The organism is Bradyrhizobium cosmicum, assembly GCF_032290525.1.
In the GTDB taxonomy this organism is placed as follows: Bacteria; Pseudomonadota; Alphaproteobacteria; order Rhizobiales; family Xanthobacteraceae; genus Bradyrhizobium; species Bradyrhizobium cosmicum_A.
Map to the genome: position 1 here is coordinate 250,768 of NZ_JASXTA010000010.1, position 20,826 is coordinate 271,593.

Below are 20,826 nucleotides of genomic sequence, written 5' to 3' on the forward strand. Positions count from 1 at the left end.
GATTGAAGCCAGCGGTTGTAGCTGAGATCAAGAGTGAGCGCGCAAGACATCGTTAACTTGTTCCACTTTGGGATAGAGACTGGCCGAGTGCAGCGCGGGCGCAACACTGGATTTGAATTTGTTTTGAGCGAGCCGGCCTGCCTAGACAAAACCTTGGTTACGACAGACGCTGGCTGTGCATCACCACCTGACACGCAGATTCGAGTTCGACTGGGGCGGGGGACAATGAAGGTTCTGACGGGGTTGCTTGCGGCGGTTCTTCTGATCGCTTGCATGGGGGCTTCTCACGCGGTGGTTCGAATTGCGGATGACCGCGGCGGCCGGATTGGAACCTACGTCGACAAGTACCAGGATCTGCGCCAGTCGGGCGAAACCGTCATCATCGACGGCCTGTGCGCTTCCGCCTGCACCATTGTCCTTGGCGCGATTCCGCGCGACCGCATCTGCGTGACCTCGCACGCCACGCTCGGCTTCCACGCCGCCTGGGATTTCGGGAGCAACGGCCGGGCCGTCACCAATGCCGAAGCGACCCAGATGCTCTACGCGATGTATCCGTCGCAGGTGAAACGCTGGATCATGCAGCGCGGCGGCCTCACCCCGCACATGCTGTTCCTGAAGGGCAGGCAGCTCCAGGCCATGTACAAGCCCTGCTACCTGGACGCGCAAGCCTCGGCGATCAAGCCGTCGCGCCGGCCTCTCCCGCCAGCGGACCAGCTCGAATCCGCCCGGGGCCAGCTCCTGCGCTGACATTCTCGGCCTGACGATCTTCTGGTCCGCCGGCGGCGCCTTGCCCGGGGGCGGGCCAAAGCCTATCTGAATGCCTGGGAACCGGGGTCTTCTCCCTGGTCATTGCCATGGCTCAACCAGTGCATCCGGCCTATCAGTTACAGGACAATTCGCCCACTGCCGCCCGGACGCCGTCCGTGCTGCTGTTGGCTGGCGCAGGTGCCGGCGGACTTGTCGTGCTCGGCGCGCTGGCGTTGTGGTTCCACTACGGCAGCCAGGTGTTCTTCGAAATGATCAGGACCGGCTTTGCCGCCTGCTTCTGACCCGCGACAGGAAGTTTTTCGCCCATGAGCTCCGCCGCCCGTCCGCTGGTGATCGCAACCGCGTTTGCTGCAAGTCTCGTCGTCGGGCTCCTGATCATGTTCTGGGCCATGGGCGGGGTCAGCAAGGTGGCGCAGCCCGCCTCGATCGGCGGGCCGTTCCAGCTCACCGACCAGAACGGCAAGGCCGTCACCGACAACAATCTCAAGGGCAAGCCGACCCTGATATTCTTCGGCTACACCCATTGCCCCGACGTCTGCCCGACCTCGCTGTTCGAGATCTCGGAAGTGCTGCGCGCGATGGGCAAGGATGCCGACAAGGTCAATGCCGTCTTCATCTCGGTCGATCCCGAGCGCGATACGCCCGCGACCATGAAGGACTATCTGTCGAGCTTCGACCCGCATCTGGAAGGCCTCAGCGGCGATCCCGCCGAGATTGCCAAGGTGATCACCTCCTACCGGGTCTATGCCAAGAAGGTTCCGACCAAGGACGGCGACTACACCATGGACCACACGGCGCTGATCTACCTGATGGACCGCGACGGCCGCTTCGTCTCGCCGTTCAACCTGAAGCGGACCCCGGAAGAGGCCGCGGCAGATTTGAAGCGGTATCTCTGAAAGCCTCGTCCAGACGAAGCCGCATCCACATCGTCATGGCCGGGCTGACCCGGCCATCCACGTCTTGGAGTGCGGGACGGAGCACGTGGATGCCCGGGCCTTCGCCTCGCCGAAGCGGCTTCGGCCGCGCAGGCGGGACAAGCCCGGGCATGACGACCGCGTAGTCACAATCCCCGCTCGCGTTCCCGGCGGGATGGTCTATAAGGCCCTCCGATCCCAACGAAATTCGTTCATTTCCGGCCGATGGCTCCATCGCAACAGGCGAAATCGTTCAAATCTGGCCGTGGCTTGCTGACGGGGCTGGTCGTCGGCGTCTGCCTGCTCGCAGGCTTGCCCGCCGCGGAGGCGCAGGTGCCGGCCAAGCAGCCTCCCGCGGCGCCCCAAGCCACACCTCAGGTCGCACCCCAAGCGGCCCCTCAGGCTGTGCCTGGTTTCTGGGACCCGCGGCGGCGGCCGGAGCGGCCGGACCTGTCGCGCCTGACCGTGGTCCGTTTCCTGACCGAGACCGACTATCCGCCGTTCAACTACACCGGTGCCGACGGCAATCCGGCCGGCTTCAACGTCGATTTCGCCCGCGCGCTCTGCGAGGAGATCAAGGTGACCTGCACGGTGCAGATGCGCCGCTTCGAGACGCTGGTCGACGCGCTCTCCTCCAACCGGGGCGATGCCATCATCGCCTCGATGGCGGTGAGCCCGCAGCTCCGCGCCCGCGTCGATTTCACCGATCCCTATTACCGCGTGCCGGCGCGCTTTGCCTCGCGCAAGGACGCGGTGATGCCGGAGATCCGCCCCGAATATCTCGAAGGCAAGAAAGTCGGCGTCATCGCCGGCTCCGCGCACGAGGCCTATCTGAAGGCGATGTTCACCGACGCCGAGTTGCACCCCTATCCCAATGACGACGCCATGCGTAGCGGCTTGCGCAAGGGCGAGGTCGATTTCATCTTCGGCGACGCCATCTCGCTGGCGTTCTGGATCAACGGTACCGATTCCGGGGATTGCTGTGCCTTCTCCGGCGGTCCCTTTGTCGAGAGCCGCTTCTTCGGCGAGGGCATCGGCATCGCCGTGCGCAAGGGCAACGACGTGCTGCGCCAGGCCCTGAACTGGGCGATGTTCCGCGTCTGGGAAAAAGGCCGCTACACCGATCTGTGGCTGCGGTATTTTTCGGTGAGCCCGTTTTAGCCATCGATTGTCATTCCGGGGCGCGCGAAGCGCGAACCCGGAATCTCGAGATTCCGGGTTCGATGCTGGCGCATCGCCCCGGAATGACGATCAAGCCCATTTTTGCATTCTGCCCGGAAATCGCTATTTTCCGCGCCCCGGAGGCCCCTTGATGTCCGTTATCGATCCCAGCATGAGCCCGAGCGATCTTCGCATCCTCGCCGAACAATCCAACGCCTGGCCGTTCGAGCAGGCGAAGGCCATTGTCGCGCGGCTGAAGAAAAGCCCGAAGGACGAGGTGCTGTTCGAGACCGGCTACGGTCCGTCAGGCCTGCCGCATATCGGCACGTTCGGCGAGGTCGCGCGCACCTCGATGGTGCGCCATGCCTTCCGCGTGCTGACCGAGGACAGGATCAAGACACGCCTGCTGGCGTTCTCCGACGACATGGACGGGTTTCGGAAAGTGCCCGACAACGTCCCCAACAAGGAGATGCTGGCCGCGCATCTCGGCAAGCCACTGACGCGGGTGCCGGATCCGTTCTCGAACGACTACCCGTCGTTCGGCGCGCACAACAATGCGCGCCTGCGCGCCTTCCTCGATCATTTCGGCTTCGACTACGAGTTCGCGAGCTCGACCGACTACTACACGTCAGGTCGCTTCGACGCGACGCTGCTCAAGATGCTCGCCGCCTACGACAAGGTGATGGCGATCATCCTGCCGACGCTCGGCCCCGATCGCCGCGTGACCTATTCGCCGTTCCTGCCGATCAGCAAGACCACCGGTGTCGTGCTTCAGGTGCCGATGATCCGGCGCGACGTCGCGGCGGGCACGGTGACCTATGTCGACCCGGATACGAACCAGGAAGTCGAGACGCCCGTCACCGGCGGCAACGTCAAGTGCCAGTGGAAGGCCGACTGGGCGATGCGCTGGGTCGCGCTCGGCGTCGACTATGAGATGGCCGGCAAGGACCTGATCGACTCCGTGAAGCTGTCCGGCGCGATTGCCAGGGCACTCGGCGCCACGCCGCCCGAAGGCTTCAACTACGAGCTCTTCCTCGACGAGAAGGGGCAGAAGATCTCGAAGTCGAAGGGCAACGGCCTTACCATCGACGAGTGGCTGCGCTACGCCTCGCCGGAATCGCTGTCGCTGTTCATGTACCGCGAGCCGAAGGCGGCCAAGCGGCTCTATTTCGACGTCATCCCGCGCAATGTCGACGACTACCAGCAGTTCATCGACGGCTTTTCGAAGCAGGATGCCAAGCAGCAGCTCGGTAATCCGGTCTGGCACGTCCATAGCGGCCATCCGCCGAAAGGCGACATGCCCGTCACCTTCCAACTGCTGCTCACGCTGGTGTCGTCGTCGAACGCGGAAAATGCCGAGACGCTGTGGGGATTTATCGGCCGCTATCGTCCCGGCGTGAGCCCGCAGACGCATCCGAAGTTGGATGCGATGGTCGGCTACGCCATCAACTATTATCGCGACTTCGTCGCGCCGACGAAGCAGTTCCGCGAACCGACCGAGGTTGAGCGCGCCGCGTTGCAGGATCTGCGCGATGCGCTGTCGCAGCTTCCGCAGGAGGCTTCCGCGGAGGATATCCAGAACGTCGTCTACGAGATCGGCCGCCGCGAGCCGTTCCTCGACCAGGTCAAGAAGGGCAAGGACGGCCGTCCCGGCGTCACGCTCGACTGGTTCAACATGCTCTACCAGGTCCTGCTCGGCCAGGAGAAGGGCCCGCGCTTCGGCTCGTTCGTTGCCGTCTATGGCGTGCAGAACGCGGTGAACATGATCGACGGCGCGCTGGCGCGGAGCGCGTAGCCGCATTCTCGCTGTTATCACGCGAAGGCGGTGATCCCGTGTTCGAGAGGGCAGCCCTTGTAAAGTCGATAGGCCGCGGCGTACTGGATTCCCCGCTTTCGCGGGGAATGACAGTGGAACAAGCTCACTGGCTCGTCCACACGATCCGCGCGATCCAGGCGACGTCGCTTGCCGCCGTCGTCCGCTCGGCCTGCGACGGATCGAGCGGTTGCAACTGCAGTGCCCTGGCCGAGCGGCGCTTCAGCGTCGCGACGGTCACGTCGCCGGCCCGGGTCTTGACCACCACGCGATCACCTTTGCGGATCGGCGTGCCGGGCGAGACCAGGATGATGTCGCCGTCGCGATAAACCGGCGCAAGCGCATCGCTGGAGATCTCCAGCGCGAAGCTGCGGCTGTCCTCGGCAGCCGGAAGCTTAAATTCGGTCCAGCCCCTGCCGGACGGAAAGCCGGCTTCGTCGAAAGCGCCGCTCGTGCCGGCCTCGGCCAGCTCGAGCAGCGGCACAGAGCGGCTGTCGCCGGAATCGTCGTCGATCAGTCTGGCAAAAGCGTCCATCGAGGCGCCGGCCGCCGCCAGCGCTTTTGCGATCGATTCGGTCGAGGGCCAGCGTTCGCGGCCGTCGGCGGTGACGCGCTTGGACTTGTTGAAGGTGGTGGGGTCGAGCCCGGCGCGCTTGGCAAGGCCGGATGGCGACAGGCCGGCACGCGCCGCCAGCCGATCCAGCGCAACCCAGATCTGGCCGTGAGACAGGATTCTCTGCGCTTTGGCCTGCTTGACCATGGGAGGTCCAGCCCGTCGCAACTCAGGAAAACTATCCTCAAATCAACCGGCTTTCTGTTTTCCGCGCAAGGGGGCGGGGCACAAGCGCTTGCAAGCCAAGCGGATACCGGTCCGCGTCGAGAAAACCCGCCAAAACAAGAATTTGGAGCTCCGTTCCGATTTCATCGCAACGGAAATGGCTCTAAGTCTTGAGTTCGGAGGAGGTGGCCTTTACGGTCGCGCCCGGGTTTCGAGGACCCGCACGAGACGAAAAAACCCAAAAGACTCAACGAGCAAACAGGGCTGCGGAAGCGGTGGTCAAGATCTACAAAATCTGTCCGGCCTCGGCCTGGCGCGAGGCGGAACGGCAGGGTGTCTACCGGGGCAGTGAAGACGATTCGCGCGACGGTTTCATCCATTTCTCGACCGCCGCCCAGGTTCCAGAGACCTTGCGCAAGCATTATTCCGGGCAGCGTGCGCTGTTCCTGGTCGAGGTCGACGGCGATGCGCTCGGCAGCGAATTGCGCTGGGAGCGTTCGCGCAATGACGAGCTGTTTCCGCACCTTTATAGTGAGCTCGATCTCGGCGCGGTGATCGCGGTGACGAACCTCAACATGCGCTCCGACGGCGGCCACGACGTTCCGGAGCTTGCCCCGTGATCCGCGCCTTCGACGCTCTTTCGCTGCCGGTGCTGCGCTGGCTCGATCCGGAGGACGCGCATCGTCTGGCGATCCAGGGGCTGCGCTTCCTGCCGCCGGTCAAGCCGCGCGCTGACGATCCCAAGCTCGCGGTGCGCGCCTTCGGGCTCAATTTTACCAATCCGATCGGCATGGCCGCGGGCTTCGACAAGAGCGCGGAGGTGCCGGATGCACTGCTCCGGCTCGGCTTCGGCTTCGTCGAGATCGGCTCGGTGACGCCGCTGCCGCAAAGCGGCAATCCGCGGCCGCGGCTGTTCCGGCTCGAGCGCGACGAGGCCGTCATCAACCGCATGGGCTTCAACAATGACGGCGCGGACATCGCGCTGCGCCGGCTCGCGGCGCGCGCACAGCATGGCGGCATCGTCGGCGTCAATGTCGGTGCCAACAAGGATTCACCGGATCGCGTTGGCGACTACGTCAAGCTGATCGAGATCTTCGCGCCGGTCGCGAGCTATTTCACCGTCAACGTCTCCTCGCCGAACACGCCGGGCCTGCGCAATCTGCAGGAAGGCGCGCTGCTCGACGATCTCCTCGCACGCGTGATCGACGCGCGCGAGCGGGTGCGGCAGAAGGCCGGCGACACGCCGGTGCTGCTGAAGATCGCGCCGGATCTGAGCCTCGCCCAGCTCGACGACGTCGTGCAGGTGGCGCGCTCGCGCCGGGTCGACGGCATGATCGTGTCGAACACGACCATCGCGCGGCCGAGCACGCTGCGCGAGGAGACGCGCGCGAAGGAAGGGGGCGGCCTGTCCGGCCGGCCGCTGTTCCGCCTGTCGACGCGCATGGTCGCGGAGACCTATGTGCGCGTCGAGGGTGCATTCCCGCTGATCGGCGTGGGTGGCGTGGACTCCGGCGGCGCGGCGCTGACGAAGATCCGCGCGGGTGCAAGCCTGGTCCAGCTCTATTCGTCGCTGGTCTACAAGGGCCTCGGCTTGGTCGACGAGATCAAGCGCGACCTCACCTCGACGCTGCTCCGCACGGGGCGCGATTCGCTGTCAGAAATCGTCGGTGCCGATGCTGCGACGCTCACGGCGGAAGACTGGCCGGGGATGTGAGGCGGTCTCGTGCCCCGGATGCAGCGCAGCGCGTAGCGGTGCGCTGCTGATCCGGGACCCATGCCTGCTGGGTCCCGGCTCTGCGCAGCAGCGTTTCACGCTGCAGCGCGTCCGGGACACGAGAGCTACGATTTCGGGAAGGTCGCCCTGTACAGCGCCGGATAGCGCGCGCCCTGCAGGCCGCCGCGCGACAGGTAGGAGACGATCAGCGCGCTCCACAGTCCGGCATTGCCAAACGATTGCAGCGACCACCAGGCGGCGAGGAAGATCGCAAGTGAGACCAGCATCAGATTACGCATCTCGCGCGCCCAGGTCGCGCCGATATAGATGCCGTCAAAGCCGAAGGCGAACACGCCGGGGATAGGTGCCAGCACGATGAACGGCAGGAATTCGCGCGCGGCGCGGCGGACGGCGTCGTTGGCCGTCATGAAGTCGATCAGGTTGGGACCGGAGAGGGCGAACAGCACCGCGACCATCAGCGCGAAGCCGAGGCCCCAGAGCAGAACCAGCCTTGTGGAATCCGCAAACCCCCTGGCATCGCGGCCACCAACGGCGCGGCCGCAGAGCTGCTGTGCCGCGTTGGCGAGACCGTCGAGAAAGAACGCGCTGACCAGGAGAAAATTGTTCAGCACGGAATTCGCCGCCAGCGTCACGTCGCCGGCGCGCGCACCCTTGGCCGTGAAGAACAGGAATGTGGCGATCAGCGCCGCGGTGCGGATCAGGATGTCGGAGTTCACCGACAGCAGCCGCATCAGCTTGGCCCGGTCGAACAGCGCTGCGTACGGCACGGCGAAGCCACCGTCGGCATATCGGCGGCAGACGATCAGGCCGAGACCGAACCCGACGGCTTCCGACAGCAGCGCTGCGATCGCTGCACCCGCGATGCCGGTGTCGTAGACCAGCACCAGCATGATGGTCGCCACCATATTGACGAGGTTGATGACGACCTGGAGCAACAACGCCGGATTGGCGCGGCCCTGGCCGATCAGCCAGCCGAGGATAACGTAATTGGCGAGCGCGAACGGCGACGACCAGATCCGGATCATGAAATAGGTTTTTGCGGCGCCCGTGACGCCTTCGCTGCCGCCCATCAGGTGGAACAGCGCGGCGGCGAGCGGCAATTGCAGCACGATCAGTGCGGCCCCGATCAAGCCGGCGACGATGAAGCCGCGCACCAGGATCACGGTCTGCTCACGTGTCTCGCCGGCGCCGAGCGCCTGCGCGGTGAAGGCGAGCGTGCTCATGCGCAGGAAGCCGAACAGCCAGAACAGGCAATCGAAGACGACCGAGGCCATCGCGACGCCGCCGAGCAGGGCGGCATCGTCGAGCCGGCCGATCGCCGTGGTCGAGACCACGCCGATCAGCGGCGTGGTGAGGTTCGCGACCATCGCGGGACCTGCGATGGCGAACACCTGGCGGGAGCCAATCTTGAGGGGAATTGGCGCGTGCATGTCAGAACACGAGCACCATGCCGTCTTCGGCGGCGAGATGGTCGACGTCGTCGAGGCGCGACAGCACGTCGTCGCTCATATGGGTGAGGACAAGCCGCTTGGCGCCGATGGCGGGCAAATGCTGTTCCAAAGTCGTCAGGCTGAGATGGTTCTTGACCACCCTCTCGTACATATAGGCTTCCGCAATGAAAAGGTCCGCGCCATGCGCCAGCGGAATGAGCGTCTCCGTCCATTCGGTATCGGCGCTGTAGGCGAGCGTGCGGCCCTCGGCCGCGACGCGATAGGCAAGGAAGGGTCCGCCGGATTCGCCGTGCACGACCGGGTAGGGCGTCACATTCACCACGCCGAAGCCTCGGCTTTGCCCGGGCGTAAGCTCGACGACGTTCAGCTCAAAGCGCTGCCTGGTCTTCGAGGAATGCTCGAACAGTGCTTCCATCACGTTGGCAAGCCGCATTTCGATATCTTGCGGGCCGGCAATCGTGAGCGGCCGCGTCCGCCGCGAGAACTGCGCGTCGAGCAGGAAAAACGGCAGGCCGGCAAAATGGTCGCCGTGGAAATGCGTGATGAGGATGAGATCGATGTCGTTACGGTCGATCTCCAGCCGTTTCAGCGCCGGCAGGGCCGACGCTCCGCAATCGATCAGGAAATTGGCTTCGCGCCCCGAAATGTGGAAGCAGGTGTTGAGCCTGCCGCCGGAACCGAAGGCGTCGCCGCAGCCGACAAAGCGCAATTGCATCGGCTGCGACTCCGTAAGGGTCCTAGCGGCGCGGCGCGCCGAAGACGCGCATCAACAGCCAGATCGGGATCACGATCACCGCGCCGAGCAGGAAGTACCGCCACAGCCAGTTGACGGTGTCGAAGCCGAGATCCCAGATGCGCTGGAACAGCAGGCGAATGCTGTAGAGGATATTCCAGGGATCGAAGCCGATCGTGGCCAGGACGACGCCGACCAGGATCGAGAGCAGGACCAGGCGAAACGCGACCGCCAGCGGAGAGCCGCCGAGAAAGCGGTTCAGCCCGTCGTTGCGGCCGGCCGGCAAATCTCTGACGTCTTGGACCATTTCAAACTCCTTGGCGGATTCGACCCCATTATAGGGCACGGCGAGGCAGATGGGGAACCCGCAACGGGGCGTCAATCGGGTTACGGGAGTTTAATTCGGGGCACGCCGCTTTTGTGGCGGCAATTCACGCCTCGATCTCCGCCGCTTCCGTCTTCAGCATCTTTTCCAGCGTTTCCAGCCGGTCGGCCTCGCGCGGCGGCTTGTCCCAGCGCAGCCGGCTGATGCGGGGAAAGCGCATCGCGACGCCGGATTTGTGCCGCGGCGAGCGTTGCAGGCCCTCGAACGCCACTTCCAGCACCAGCCCCTTGTCGCGCTCGTGCACGACATGGCGCACGGGCCCGAATTTCTCGGTGGTATTGCGGCGGACGAAGCGGTCGATCAGCAGGAGCTCCTCGTCGGTGAAGCCGAAATAGGCTTTTCCGACCGGCACCAGCTCGTCGCCGGCATCGCCTTCCGTCCAGACGCCAAAGGTGTAATCGGAGTAATAGGACGAGCGTTTGCCGTGGCCGCGCTGCGCATACATCAGCACGGCGTCGATGATGTGCGGATCGCGCTTCCACTTCCACCACTGCCCCTTCGGCCGTCCCGGCAGATAGGGCGCATCGCGCCGCTTCAGCATGACGCCTTCGACGGCGTCGGCATCTTCGCCCGCGCCGGCACTCGCGGGCTCGGCGCGCGCGGCGGTCAGCGCCTCCCAGCTGGCGAAGGGGACGGTCGGCGACAGGTCGATGCGGGGATCGTCGAGCTTTGCGATGAAGACTTCCAGCCGCTCGCGCCGCTCCGCGAACGGCAGCTCGCGCAGATCGTTCGCATCGTCGCCGAGCAGATCGTAGGCGCGCAGGTGGATCGGAAATTCCTTGATCAGCTTCGGCGAGACGATCTTGCGGTTGAGCCGTTGCTGCAGCACGTTGAAGCTTTGCACGCGACCCTCGCGCAGGATCAGAAGCTCGCCGTCGATCGCGCCCGGCAGCCGCAGCGATGGCACGAGGTCCGGAAAGCTTCCCGTGATATCCTCGCCGGTGCGTGAATAGAGCCGCGCCGTGATGTGTCCGCGGTCGTCGCGTCCCGCCACCGCCTGCACGCGGATGCCGTCCCATTTCCACTCGGCGATGTAATCGGCCGGATCCAGCGCGGCGAAATCGGTGTCCTCGATCGCATGCGCCAGCATCACGGGACGGAACGGCGCCGGGTCGCGATTGACCGGCTTTTCGCCGCGGCCTTCCAGCCAGGCGAACAGGTCGAGATAGGGCGGCGCGAGACCGGGCCAGATCAGCTCGATCTCGTGCGGGTCCTTGTCGCCAAGCGCGGCGGCTGCGGTCTTGGCCAGCCGCGCGGAGATGCCGATGCGCAAGCTCCCGGTGACGAGCTTCAGCAGCGCCCAGCGGCCGGTCTCGCCGAGCTCGTCGAGCCAGCGTGCGAGCTGTTTTGGCAGCTCGGTCTTGCCAAGCGTGCGCAGCGTGATGACGACTTCGGTCAGCGTTGGCGGTGGTGGATTGTTGTGGACCCCCACCGCCTTCGGCCACATCAGCGCCACCGTCTCGGAGAGATCGCCGACGTAATCGTAGCTCAACCCGAACAGCACCGGATCAGTTCGCGCCGCGATCAGGTCGCGGATCAGCGCGGGCTTTGCGTGCTTGAAGCTGAGCGCGCCGGTGAGCGCCGCCAGCGCGTAGCCGCGGTCGGGATCGCCGACCTCGCGGAAATAGCCGGTGATCAGCCGCAGCTTGTTGTTGCGGCCGGGCTCGTAGGCGAGGCGATCCAGCAGCTCGGCGAAGCGGTTCATGCTTCGGCCTCGTCTTGAATCGGCGTCTCGCTCTCCTCCTCGTCGCCATAGCCGACCAGATCGAGCGGCCGTGCCCGCAAGCCGCGGCTCTTGCACCAATGCACCAGCGCGTCCTCCTGGCCGTGGGTGACCCAGATCTCGCCGGCGCCGGTCGCCGCGATCGTCGCGGTGAGGCCATCCCAATCGGCGTGGTCGGAGATCACCAGCGGCAGCTCGATGCCGCGCTGCCGGGCGCGGGCGCGCACGCGCATCCAGCCCGAAGCAAAGGCGGTGACCGGATCGGGAAAGCGCCTTGTCCAGAGGTCTGAGGTGGCCGACGGCGGCGCCAGCGTGATGGTGCCGGCGAGCGCCGCCTTCTTCACGCCCTTCACCGGCCTGAGCTCGCCGAGGTCGATGCCGCGGCTCTGATAGTACTCGGTGATCGTCTCCATCGCGCCATGCAGATAGACCGGCGCGCCATAGCCGGCCTGGCGCAGCAGCGCGATCACGCGCTGCGCCTTGCCGAGGGAATAGGCGCCGACCAGATGCGCGCGCTCCGGAAACAGCGCCACCGATGCCAGCAGCTTCTTGACCTCGTCGGCGGCATCGCCGTGCCGAAACACCGGCAGGCCGAACGTCGCCTCGGTGATGAAGACGTCGCAGGGCACGAGCTCGAACGGCGTGCAGGTCGGATCGGGCGCGTCCTTGTAGTCGCCGGAGGCGACGATGCAGGTGTCTTTGCAGGTCACGGCGATCTGCGCCGAGCCCAGCACGTGACCGGCCGGGTGAAACTTGACCGTGACGTCGCCGAGCCGGATCTCCTCGCCATAGCTGATCGCCTGCGTCGAGCCGGCGAAGTTGTCGCCATAGCGCAGCCGCATCATGTCCAGCGTTTCCTGCGTCGCCAGCACCGCGCCGTGGCCGGCGCGGGCGTGATCGGAATGGCCGTGGGTGATCACGGCCCGCTCCACGGGACGGACGGGGTCGATGTGGAAGCCGCCGGGCTTGCAGCACAGGCCGGCAGCAACTGGCAGCAGGATGTCTTGCGGACGCATGGTTTTCATATAGGCACCGGTGCCCGATAGTCACCCGTCATGCGCGGGCTTGACCCGCGCATCCATCCCCTTAAACAGTTCCTTTTTTTGACGGATTGCCGGGTCAAGCCCGGCAATAACGAACCGGTTCCGAATGCCCCTGCGTCTGTTCCACTCCTCCGGCGATCTCATGGCCGACCGCCGCTTCGAGTTCGCGCGCGACCTCCAGCTCAAGGGTGATCTGCCGGCAGCTGCCGACCTCATGGAGCAGGCGATCGAGCTTGCACCGAACTTCACCTCCGCCTGGTTCACGCTCGGCGAAATCCGCAGCCAGCTCGGCGAGCGCGACCAGGCGATCGCGGCGTTTCGCGAAGCGCGCCGGTGCGATCCGGGGGACCAGCACGGCGCTCACCTGCATCTGATTCGCCTCGGCGACGAGCAATTGTCCGAAATGCCCAAGGCCTATGTGCAGGCGCTGTTCGATCAATACGCACCGCGCTTCGAGCACGTACTGGTCAACGATCTCGATTATCGCGCGCCATCGCTGATCTTCAAGGCGGTGCTCGCCGCGCGCGTCGCCGCGAGGAAGCCGGCCCTGTTCAAGCGCGCCATCGATCTCGGCTGCGGTACCGGGCTTGCGGCTGCCGCCTTCGCAAAGCAGGTCGATCATTGCATCGGCATCGATCTGTCGTCCGGCATGATCAAGGAGGCGCGCGCCACCGGTCTCTATGCCGAGCTCGAAGTGGCCGACATGATCGAGGGCCTGCGCGGCAAGGGCGACGGATGCGCGAACCTCGTCGTCGCCGCGGACGCGTTCGTCTATCTCTCCGATCTCGCGCCGGTATTGACCGAGGCAAAGCGCGTGCTCGCATCCGGCGGCGTGCTCGCCTTCACGCTGGAGACGCATGACGGCAGCGGCATCGTTTTAGGCGAAGGCCTGCGCTATGCCCATGCCGCGGAATATGTCCGCGGGGCCATTGCCAGCGCCGGCCTCAAGCTGCTGACACTGGAGCCGGCATCTCCGCGCATCGAGAATAACGAGCCGGTGCGCGGCCTCGTCGTGGTCGCGGAGAAAACTTGAGTCTAGGCGCTAATACCCTGCGATTTGAGCGTCATTGCGTCGCAAAGCCGTGACTTCTCACTTGCGAGCCGCGCGGCGATGCCAGCACAATGCGCGCACCAGGGAGAGACAAATAATGACCAACAATCCATCGCGGCGCGATTTCAGCGCCGGCGCGCTCGCCACCATCGCCGCGTCCACTTTGCCCGCGCCCTATGTCTGGGCTGCGGAGAAGAAATACGATGCCGGCGCCAGCGACACCGAGATCAAGATCGGGCAGACCGTGCCGCATTCCGGCCCGGGCTCGCTCTATGGCGTGCTCGGGCGCATCGGCGAGGCCTATTTCCAGATGCTGAACGAGAAGGGCGGCATCAACGGACGCAAGGTCAAATTCCTCACCATGGACGATGCCTACAGCGCGCCGAAATGCGTCGAGGCCACGCGCAGGCTGGTCGAGCAGGAGGAGGTGCTGGCGCTCTACGGCTCGCTCGGCACCGCCCCGCAGACCGCCGTGCACAAATACCTGAACACGAAGGGGGTGCCGCAGCTTTTGCTCAACACCGGCGCGTCCAAGTGGAACAACCCGAAAGAGTTCAAATGGACGATGGCGGGCCTGCCGCTCTATCCGACCGAGGCGCGCATCCTGGCGCGGCACGTCGTCAGCGCGAAGCCGAACGCCAGGATCGGCATTCTCTATCAGAACGATGATTTTGGCCGCGACTTTCTGGGTCCGTTCAAGAAGGTGCTGGCGGATGCCGGCGGCACCGCCCAGGTGATCATGGAGCAGACCTACGATCTCACCGAGCCGACCGTCGATTCCCAGCTCATCAACCTCTCGAAGTCGGGTGCCGACGTCTTCTACAACATCTCGACCGGCAAGGCATCGTCGCAGTCGATCCGGAAAGTGGCCGAGCTCGGTTGGAAGCCGCTGCAACTGCTATCGGCGGGCTCGACGGGGCGCTCGATCCTCAACGCCGCCGGGCTCGAGAACGCCACCGGCATCGTCGCGATCCGCTACAACAAGGAGGTCGGCCTGCCCAAATGGGAGAAGGATCCGGACGTGATGGCGTTCGAGGAGCTGCGCAAGAAGTACACGCCGGCGATCGACCCCGACAATACCATTGCCTTCGCCGGTTATGGCCAGGCCGCGACCATGGGCGAGATCCTGCGCCGCTGCGGCGACGACCTCACCCGTGCCAACGTGCTGAAGCAGGCCTCGAACCTCAACGGCTTCCACTCGCCCTATTTCCTGGACGGCGTGAATTACAGCTACACGCCCGAGGACTACACGCCGATGAAGACGCTCTTCATCTCCACCTTCACCGGCAAGGACTGGGACATCTCCGACAAGCCGATGTCGGAGTAGGCTCTCTCCGCAATCGCGAAAGCCGTAGGGTGGGTAAAGCGAAGCGTGCCCACCACCTTCGCGGCCCGGGATAGATGGTGGGCACGGCACGCTCCGCTTTGCCCACCCTACGGGACCTCCCACCCCCTCGACGAACCCACCCCCACGGCTTACCTGTGATGCCGTGCCGCCCCGCATCTTCAAATCCCCGGCCGAGCCCGCCGCGCTGCTGCCCGACCGTTTCCAGGGGTGGTTTTCGGCCCGCGGCTGGTCGCCGCGCGCGCATCAATTGGCGCTGCTGGAGAAGGCGCGCGAGGACGCCAGCGCGCTTCTGATCGCGCCGACCGGCGCCGGCAAGACGCTGGCGGGATTCTTGCCGACGCTGATCGAGCTGAGCGCGGCGCCCACGGCTCAGGCAAAGACGGTCGTCTCCACCGGCCGCAGCCTCCAGCGCACCGGCGGCCTGCACACGCTCTACATCTCACCGCTGAAGGCGCTCGCCGTCGATATCGCGCGCAATCTGGAGCGGCCGGTCGCCGAGATGGGGCTGCCGATCAAGATCGAGACCCGCACCGGCGACACGCCGGTGTCCCGGCGGCAGCGCCAGCGGCGCTATCCGCCGGATATCCTGCTGACGACGCCTGAGCAACTCGCACTGCTGCTGTCCTCCGACGACGCGCCGTTCCTGTTCTCCTCCCTGAAACGCATCGTGCTCGACGAGCTGCACGCGCTGGTGACCTCCAAGCGCGGTGATCTGCTCTCGCTCGGCCTCGCGCGGCTCTGGCGGCTGGCGCCGCAGATGCGCGCGATCGGGTTGTCCGCGACGGTGGCCGAGCCGGAATCGCTGGCGCGCTTTCTGGTGCCGCAACCCAGGGACAAGGCCAAATCCGCCGACATCGTCATCGCCGGCGGCGCCGCGCCGCCGCTGGTGGAGATGCTGGATACGCGCGAACGCTTGCCCTGGGCCGGCCACAGCGCGCGCCATGCGCTTCCCGAGATCTACGAGCTGATCAAGGCCAACAAGACCACGCTCGTCTTCGTCAACACCCGCAGCCAGGCCGAGATGCTGTTCCAGAACCTTTGGAGCATGAACGATGACAACCTGGCCATCGCGCTGCATCACGGCTCGCTCGATGTCGCGCAGCGCCGCAAGGTCGAGGATGCGATGTCGGCGGGCAGACTGCGCGGCGTGGTCTGCACCTCCTCGCTCGATCTCGGCGTCGACTGGGGCGACGTCGATCTCGTCGTCAATATCGGCGCGCCAAAAGGCTCCTCGCGCCTGATGCAGCGCATCGGCCGCGCCAACCACCGTCTCGACGAAGCCTCGCGCGCGGTGCTGGTGCCGGCCAACCGCTTCGAGGTGCTGGAGTGCCGTGTGGCCATCGATGCCATTGCCGAAAACGCGCAGGATACGCCGCCTTTGCGCACCGGTGCGCTCGACGTGCTGGCCCAGCATGTGCTGGGTTGCGCCTGCGGTGAGCCCTTCTTGAGCGACGAACTCTATGGCGAGATCCGCACCGCTGCGCCTTACGCGGATCTGTCGCGCCGGGATTTCGACGACGTCGTCGATTTTGTCGCCTCCGGCGGCTACGCACTGAAGACGTATGAGCGCTTCGCCCGCATCAAGCAGGACAAGGAAGGCCGCTGGCGCGTCGCCAATCCCAAGGTGCGGCAGAGCTACCGCATGAATGTCGGCACCATCGTCGAGGACGACATGCTGAAGGTGCGGCTGGTGCGCTCGCGCGGCGGAGGTGCGGGTTCGACAGGCGTGATCGCGCGCGGCGGCCGATTGCTTGGCGAGATCGAGGAGGCCTTCATCGAGGGCCTTTCGCCCGGCGACACGTTCGTGTTCAGCGGCGAGGTGGTGCGCTACGAAACATTGGTCGAGGATCAGGTCTACGTCTCGCGCGCGCATGACAAGGATCCGAAAGTGCCGTCCTATATGGGCGGCAAGTTCCCGCTCTCGACCTATCTTGCCGAGCGCGTGCGCCGTCTGCTCGACGACGGGCGCGCATGGGGTGGCTTGCCGGAGCAGGTGCGCGACTGGCTGTCCCAGCAAAGGGACGCCTCGCACGTGCCCGCGGTGCGTGAACTGCTGGTCGAAAGCTTTCCACGCGCCAACAAGCATTATCTCGTCTGCTATCCCTTCGAAGGACGCCTCGCGCATCAGACGCTCGGCATGCTCTTGACGCGCCGGCTGGAGCGGATGCGCGCCCGGCCGCTCGGCTTCGTCGCCAACGAATATGCGATCGCGGTCTGGGCGCTCGGCGACCTGTCCTTCATGATCCGCGACGGCAGGATCGACCTCGACGCGCTGTTCGACCCCGACATGCTCGGCGACGACCTCGAAGCCTGGCTCGCCGAATCCGCCTTGATGAAGCGCACGTTCCGCAACTGCGCCATCATCTCCGGCCTGATCGCGCGGCGGCATACCGGCGAAGAGAAGAGCCGCCGCCAGGTGCTGTTCTCGACCGATCTGGTCTACGATGTGCTGCGCAAGCACCAGGCCGATCATGTCCTGCTTCGCGCCGCGCGAGCGGATGCTGCCACCGGCCTGCTCGATCTGCGCCGGCTCAGCGACATGCTCACGCGCATCCAGGGCCGCATCACGCACCGGGAACTCGACCGCGTCTCCCCGCTCGCCGTGCCCGTGATGCTGGAAATCGGCCGCGAGTCAGTCTATGGCGAAGCAGCAGACGAGCTTTTGGCGGAAGCGGCCGACGAGCTCGTCAAAGAGGCGATGTCGTAGACAGCCAACAAGAATGAAGTTTTGCGGCGTAAATCTCTCCTCATCGTCATGCCCGGGCTTGACCCGGGCATCCACGTCTTTCTTGCTGCGGCAAGAACGTGGATGGCCGGGACAAGCCCGGCCATGACGGAGCAAGTGGCATTTTCGGTGACGACGACGCGCTGCGTCGACGTCGCAGGTATTTCGCTCTACGCCGATCTTTCCGGTGCCCTGTTCTGGGACGAGCAGCGCCTGCTCGTCCTCTCCGACCTGCATCTGGAAAAGGGCTCGAGCTTCGCCACGCGCGGCGTTCTGCTGCCGCCTTACGATACGCTGGCAACGCTCAGCCGTCTTGCTGCTGTCATCTCCCGCCATGATCCTCGCACCGTCATCGCGCTCGGCGACAGTTTTCACGATCGCACCGCGCACGAGCGCTTGTCGCCGGACGATCGCGATGCCGTCGCCGCGCTCCAGAGCGGCCGCGACTGGATCTGGATCTCGGGCAATCACGATCCGATGCTGCCGCGCGATCTCGGCGGCACCATCGCCGACGAGGTCGCAATCGGCCCGATCACCTTCCGCCATGAGCCGACCGGCGCGCATGGCGAGATCGCCGGCCATCTCCATCCCAAGGCCCGCGTCTCCGCGCGCGGCCGTTCGATGGAGCGCCGCTGCTTTGCCAGTGACGGCATGCGCGCCGTGATGCCCGCCTTCGGTGCCTATGCCGGCGGCCTCAGCATCCGCGACGCCGCCTTCGCGAAAATCTTCCCGAGGGACGGCTTTGTTGCCCATCTGCTCGGTGACCGCCGCGTCCACGCCATTGCGGCGTCGCGCTGTTACTGAAAATCCCGGCATCGCTTCGGAACAAATTTAGAACACTTTAGCAAGTCTTTGATATATCATTGTGATTCGGCGCGCTGCCGACACCATATCTAGCGTCTATCAGACTTTGCGAGGACTACATGTCCACCATTGCCTTCGATCAATTCGCGCTCACCCGGATCGCCGATTTCGCGCGCTCGCTGTCGCGGCTGCATCAGGCGGCGCGGCGCCAGAGGGTCGATGACGACCAGTTCGACCGCGAGTTCAACGCGGTATGCCAGTCGATCTGGGGCTACACCATCGACGACATCAGCGACGATCTGTTCTCGGCCGAGGACCATCTGTTCCTCGATACGCTCGACGAGGCGCAAGCGCGCATCTTCGCGGCGGAGCAGGGCTATGACCTGATCGGCGAGACGGGCATGCTGACCGACTGGTGGGGCTTTTGCTGGATGATCCTGGCCGAGAAGCGCGGCCTGCTCACGGCGGAAAACCGCGCCGCCGCACGCGCCGAGATCGAGGAGAAATATCTGGCGGCGCCGAACGTGATCGGGGTGATTATCGGGAGGTAGCCGCCCGTGCCCGGACAAAGCGCAATGCGTCAGCGATGCGCTGAAGAGCCGGGGCCCGTCTTTGCGGCATTCTGGGTCCCGGCTCAGCGTCGCGTCATTTCATGCCGTGCCGCGTCCGGGACACGAGACCGGGCTAATCCAATCCCGCCCGCTTCGCCGGCTTCTGCGCCGTCGTCTTTGGCACCGTCACATCAGGCAGCGCCTCACGCACGATCTCGGCCGAGGCCGGAGCATCTGTTGCGACCGTCTCCGCCCGCACCGGGGCTACCTTCATCTCGCCGAGCCGCGCGCGGACCTGCGCGGTGAGACCGGGATAGGAGACGACCGGGGTGAAGTCGGCAGCCTGATCGTTACCGACGCGGATGCCGGTATAGGCGACGAGGCCGTCGGTGGTCGCGATCACGTCGCCGGCTTTCAGCGAGGAATCCAGCGCGAGGTCGACCGGGGCAAGGCCGACCGGCTCGCGGCCGTTGCAGGTGCAGTCGGCGCGCAGCGCCTTGCGATAGGCGAACGCGTTCTCGCTGTCGGCGTAGCGCTCGCCGGTCTGCGACGCGGCGCCGTCGATCGAGGAGCCGAAATAGACCTTCGTCGCGCTGGCGGGACAGAAGGCCTGACACATCTGCGCAGGTGAGGCGAGGCCGCGCATCAACGGAAAATATTTGCCGTCGCAGCTGCGCACGCAGAAGGCCGGCCCGGAGCCGCCGGCTGCGGCCGAACGAGTCGGCGGCACATATTGCGGTGTTGCGGCGTTCTGCTGGCCGGTGAAGGGATCGGCATAGGAGCTCGCCTGCTGCGGCACCCCACGCTGCGGCCGCTGCTGCTGCATGCCGCCGAAGAAGAAGTCGAACAGGCCCTCGGCCGAAACCGGGGTCGGAGCCGCAAGCAGCGGTGCTGCCAGGGTGACGGCCACAAGCATCGCGCGACGCCGCCGGCGCGCATGGGACATGACTGTACGCAACGCTTACTCCACCCGACGCTACTGAACCGGGCCGGGACCCTCAGGTCTCAGCGAATGATTCACCATAGAGCGGGATGGTAAATGAGCGGTTGAGGGGCCTGAATGACGAAACCGTCATGGCCGGGCTTGTCCCGGCCATCCACGAACTTTCGTGCGCAAAGACGTGGATGCCCGGGTCAAGCCCGGGCATGACGGCGGAGAAATCTTTCGCCGCCCTACGCCTTCAAAAATTCCGAGGCCTTGTACAGCGAGCGGAACGGCAGGCCGGCCGCGCCGAACGTGTCGGTGGCGCCTTCCTCGCGGTCGACCATGGTCAGCACCAGCACCACTTCGGCGCCGGTCTCGCGCACCGATCCCACTGCCTTCATCGCCGAGCCGCCTGTGGTGGTGACGTCCTCGACGATCACGACGCGCTTGCCGGCAAGCGTCTCGCCCTTGGGCAGGCCCTCGATCGCGAGCTTGGCGCCGTGCTCCTTCGGCTTCTTGCGCACGAAGAACGCGGCGATCGGATGGCCCTTGATCCAGGAGATTTGCGCCAGCGCGCCGGCCAGCGGCACCGCGCCCATCTCGAGCCCGCCGACGAAATCGAGATTGTCGTCCTTCAGCGCCTCATAGGTCAGCTCGGCGAGCAGGGTCGCGCCCTCGGGGTCGAGCATGGTCGGCTTGAGGTTGAAGTAGAAATCGCTCTTGCGGCCCGACGCGAGCGTCACCTCGCCGCGGCCGAAGGAGCGCCGGCGGATGATTTCGAACAGGCGGGCGCGGGAGGCAGATTTCGACACGGCGGTCCCTCGGGAGCATTTTTGGTGAAGGCGGAATCTATCCGCGACGGACGCGACATTCCAGAGGGGGCGTCCCCCGTCAACAGGGATCGGCCATCCCGCTCCA

General features: G+C 65.4%; 20 protein-coding genes. 12 read left to right on the forward strand and 8 right to left on the reverse strand.

Annotation, left to right across the window (positions count from 1 at the left end; genetic code table 11):
* Positions 1-225: 225 nt before the first annotated feature.
* The 5 genes from QSV46_RS20055 (at position 226) to QSV46_RS20075 (ending at position 4,638) form a co-directional block, all read left to right on the forward strand.
* The gene (locus QSV46_RS20055; RefSeq protein WP_314955148.1) at positions 226-747 is read left to right on the forward strand and encodes a hypothetical protein; all 522 of its coding nucleotides are present in this window, start codon (positions 226-228) and stop codon (positions 745-747) included.
* Positions 748-854: 107 nt separating this feature from the next.
* Positions 855-1,049 carry a hypothetical protein gene (locus tag QSV46_RS20060; RefSeq protein ID WP_314955150.1) on the forward strand — a complete coding sequence of 65 codons (195 nt, stop codon included), beginning with the start codon at positions 855-857 and terminating at the stop codon, positions 1,047-1,049.
* 24 nt (positions 1,050-1,073) lie between these two features.
* Complete coding sequence (locus tag QSV46_RS20065) at positions 1,074-1,664, forward strand: SCO family protein (protein ID WP_314955153.1); 591 nt, start codon at positions 1,074-1,076, stop codon at positions 1,662-1,664.
* 243 nt (positions 1,665-1,907) lie between these two features.
* Positions 1,908-2,843 carry a transporter substrate-binding domain-containing protein gene (locus tag QSV46_RS20070; protein ID WP_314955156.1) on the forward strand — a complete coding sequence of 312 codons (936 nt, stop codon included), beginning with the start codon at positions 1,908-1,910 and terminating at the stop codon, positions 2,841-2,843.
* A 151-nt stretch (positions 2,844-2,994) separates the two neighbouring features.
* Positions 2,995-4,638, forward strand: coding sequence for a lysine--tRNA ligase (locus QSV46_RS20075; protein ID WP_314955158.1), 1,644 nt, complete (start codon positions 2,995-2,997; stop codon positions 4,636-4,638).
* Between the two features lie 124 nt (positions 4,639-4,762).
* Here QSV46_RS20075 and QSV46_RS20080 read toward each other — a convergent pair whose 3' ends face one another.
* Positions 4,763-5,416: a helix-turn-helix transcriptional regulator gene (locus tag QSV46_RS20080; protein ID WP_314955160.1), complete on the reverse strand. Its 654-nt coding sequence runs from the start codon at positions 5,414-5,416 to the stop codon at positions 4,763-4,765.
* Positions 5,417-5,709: 293 nt separating this feature from the next.
* On the opposite strand from QSV46_RS20080, the gene QSV46_RS20085 reads away from it, so the two are divergent.
* Together QSV46_RS20085 and QSV46_RS20090 are read left to right on the forward strand one after the other, a co-directional pair.
* A complete protein-coding gene (locus QSV46_RS20085; protein WP_314955161.1) occupies positions 5,710-6,054 on the forward strand; it encodes a DUF952 domain-containing protein in 345 nt (114 codons plus the stop codon).
* Complete coding sequence (locus QSV46_RS20090) at positions 6,051-7,148, forward strand: quinone-dependent dihydroorotate dehydrogenase (RefSeq protein ID WP_314955163.1); 1,098 nt, start codon at positions 6,051-6,053, stop codon at positions 7,146-7,148. The genes QSV46_RS20085 and QSV46_RS20090 overlap by 4 nt, the downstream gene beginning before the upstream one ends.
* Before the next feature lie 125 nt (positions 7,149-7,273).
* Here the strand turns inward: QSV46_RS20090 and QSV46_RS20095 are convergent, their stop codons facing one another.
* The 5 genes from QSV46_RS20095 to QSV46_RS20115 form a co-directional block, all read right to left on the reverse strand.
* Positions 7,274-8,599, reverse strand: a complete 1,326-nt coding sequence (locus QSV46_RS20095; protein ID WP_314955166.1) for an MATE family efflux transporter — start codon at positions 8,597-8,599, stop codon at positions 7,274-7,276.
* 1 nt (position 8,600) lies between these two features.
* Complete coding sequence (locus tag QSV46_RS20100) at positions 8,601-9,335, reverse strand: MBL fold metallo-hydrolase (protein WP_314955169.1); 735 nt, start codon at positions 9,333-9,335, stop codon at positions 8,601-8,603.
* Positions 9,336-9,357: 22 nt separating this feature from the next.
* The gene (locus QSV46_RS20105; RefSeq protein WP_314955172.1) at positions 9,358-9,660 is read right to left on the reverse strand and encodes a DUF6460 domain-containing protein; all 303 of its coding nucleotides are present in this window, start codon (positions 9,658-9,660) and stop codon (positions 9,358-9,360) included.
* 124 nt (positions 9,661-9,784) lie between these two features.
* Complete coding sequence (locus QSV46_RS20110; RefSeq protein ID WP_314955175.1) at positions 9,785-11,443, reverse strand: cisplatin damage response ATP-dependent DNA ligase; 1,659 nt, start codon at positions 11,441-11,443, stop codon at positions 9,785-9,787.
* The gene (locus QSV46_RS20115) at positions 11,440-12,477 is read right to left on the reverse strand and encodes a ligase-associated DNA damage response exonuclease (RefSeq protein ID WP_314955240.1); all 1,038 of its coding nucleotides are present in this window, start codon (positions 12,475-12,477) and stop codon (positions 11,440-11,442) included. Before QSV46_RS20115 ends, QSV46_RS20110 begins: the two co-directional genes overlap by 4 nt.
* A 133-nt stretch (positions 12,478-12,610) precedes the next feature.
* Here QSV46_RS20115 and QSV46_RS20120 point away from each other — a divergent pair, with 133 nt between their 5' ends.
* The 5 genes from QSV46_RS20120 to QSV46_RS20140 all read left to right on the forward strand — a co-directional run bounded on the left by QSV46_RS20120 (position 12,611) and on the right by QSV46_RS20140 (position 18,983).
* Complete coding sequence (locus QSV46_RS20120) at positions 12,611-13,537, forward strand: class I SAM-dependent DNA methyltransferase (protein ID WP_314955178.1); 927 nt, start codon at positions 12,611-12,613, stop codon at positions 13,535-13,537.
* A gap of 115 nt (positions 13,538-13,652) precedes the next feature.
* On the forward strand, positions 13,653-14,882 hold the full coding sequence (locus QSV46_RS20125; RefSeq protein WP_314955181.1) for an ABC transporter substrate-binding protein: 1,230 nt from the start codon (positions 13,653-13,655) through the stop codon (positions 14,880-14,882).
* Positions 14,883-15,045: 163 nt separating this feature from the next.
* The gene (locus QSV46_RS20130; protein WP_314955184.1) at positions 15,046-17,610 is read left to right on the forward strand and encodes a ligase-associated DNA damage response DEXH box helicase; all 2,565 of its coding nucleotides are present in this window, start codon (positions 15,046-15,048) and stop codon (positions 17,608-17,610) included.
* Positions 17,611-17,733: 123 nt separating this feature from the next.
* Positions 17,734-18,432, forward strand: coding sequence for a ligase-associated DNA damage response endonuclease PdeM (pdeM, locus tag QSV46_RS20135; RefSeq protein WP_314955187.1), 699 nt, complete (start codon positions 17,734-17,736; stop codon positions 18,430-18,432).
* A 119-nt stretch (positions 18,433-18,551) separates the two neighbouring features.
* Complete coding sequence (locus QSV46_RS20140; protein WP_314955189.1) at positions 18,552-18,983, forward strand: hypothetical protein; 432 nt, start codon at positions 18,552-18,554, stop codon at positions 18,981-18,983.
* A 133-nt stretch (positions 18,984-19,116) separates the two neighbouring features.
* Here QSV46_RS20140 and QSV46_RS20145 read toward each other — a convergent pair whose 3' ends face one another.
* Together QSV46_RS20145 and pyrE are read right to left on the reverse strand one after the other, a co-directional pair.
* Positions 19,117-19,899, reverse strand: a complete 783-nt coding sequence (locus QSV46_RS20145) for a DUF2865 domain-containing protein (RefSeq protein ID WP_314955192.1) — start codon at positions 19,897-19,899, stop codon at positions 19,117-19,119.
* A 257-nt stretch (positions 19,900-20,156) separates the two neighbouring features.
* Positions 20,157-20,720, reverse strand: coding sequence for an orotate phosphoribosyltransferase (gene pyrE / locus QSV46_RS20150; RefSeq protein ID WP_314955195.1), 564 nt, complete (start codon positions 20,718-20,720; stop codon positions 20,157-20,159).
* Positions 20,721-20,826: the final 106 nt, after the last annotated feature.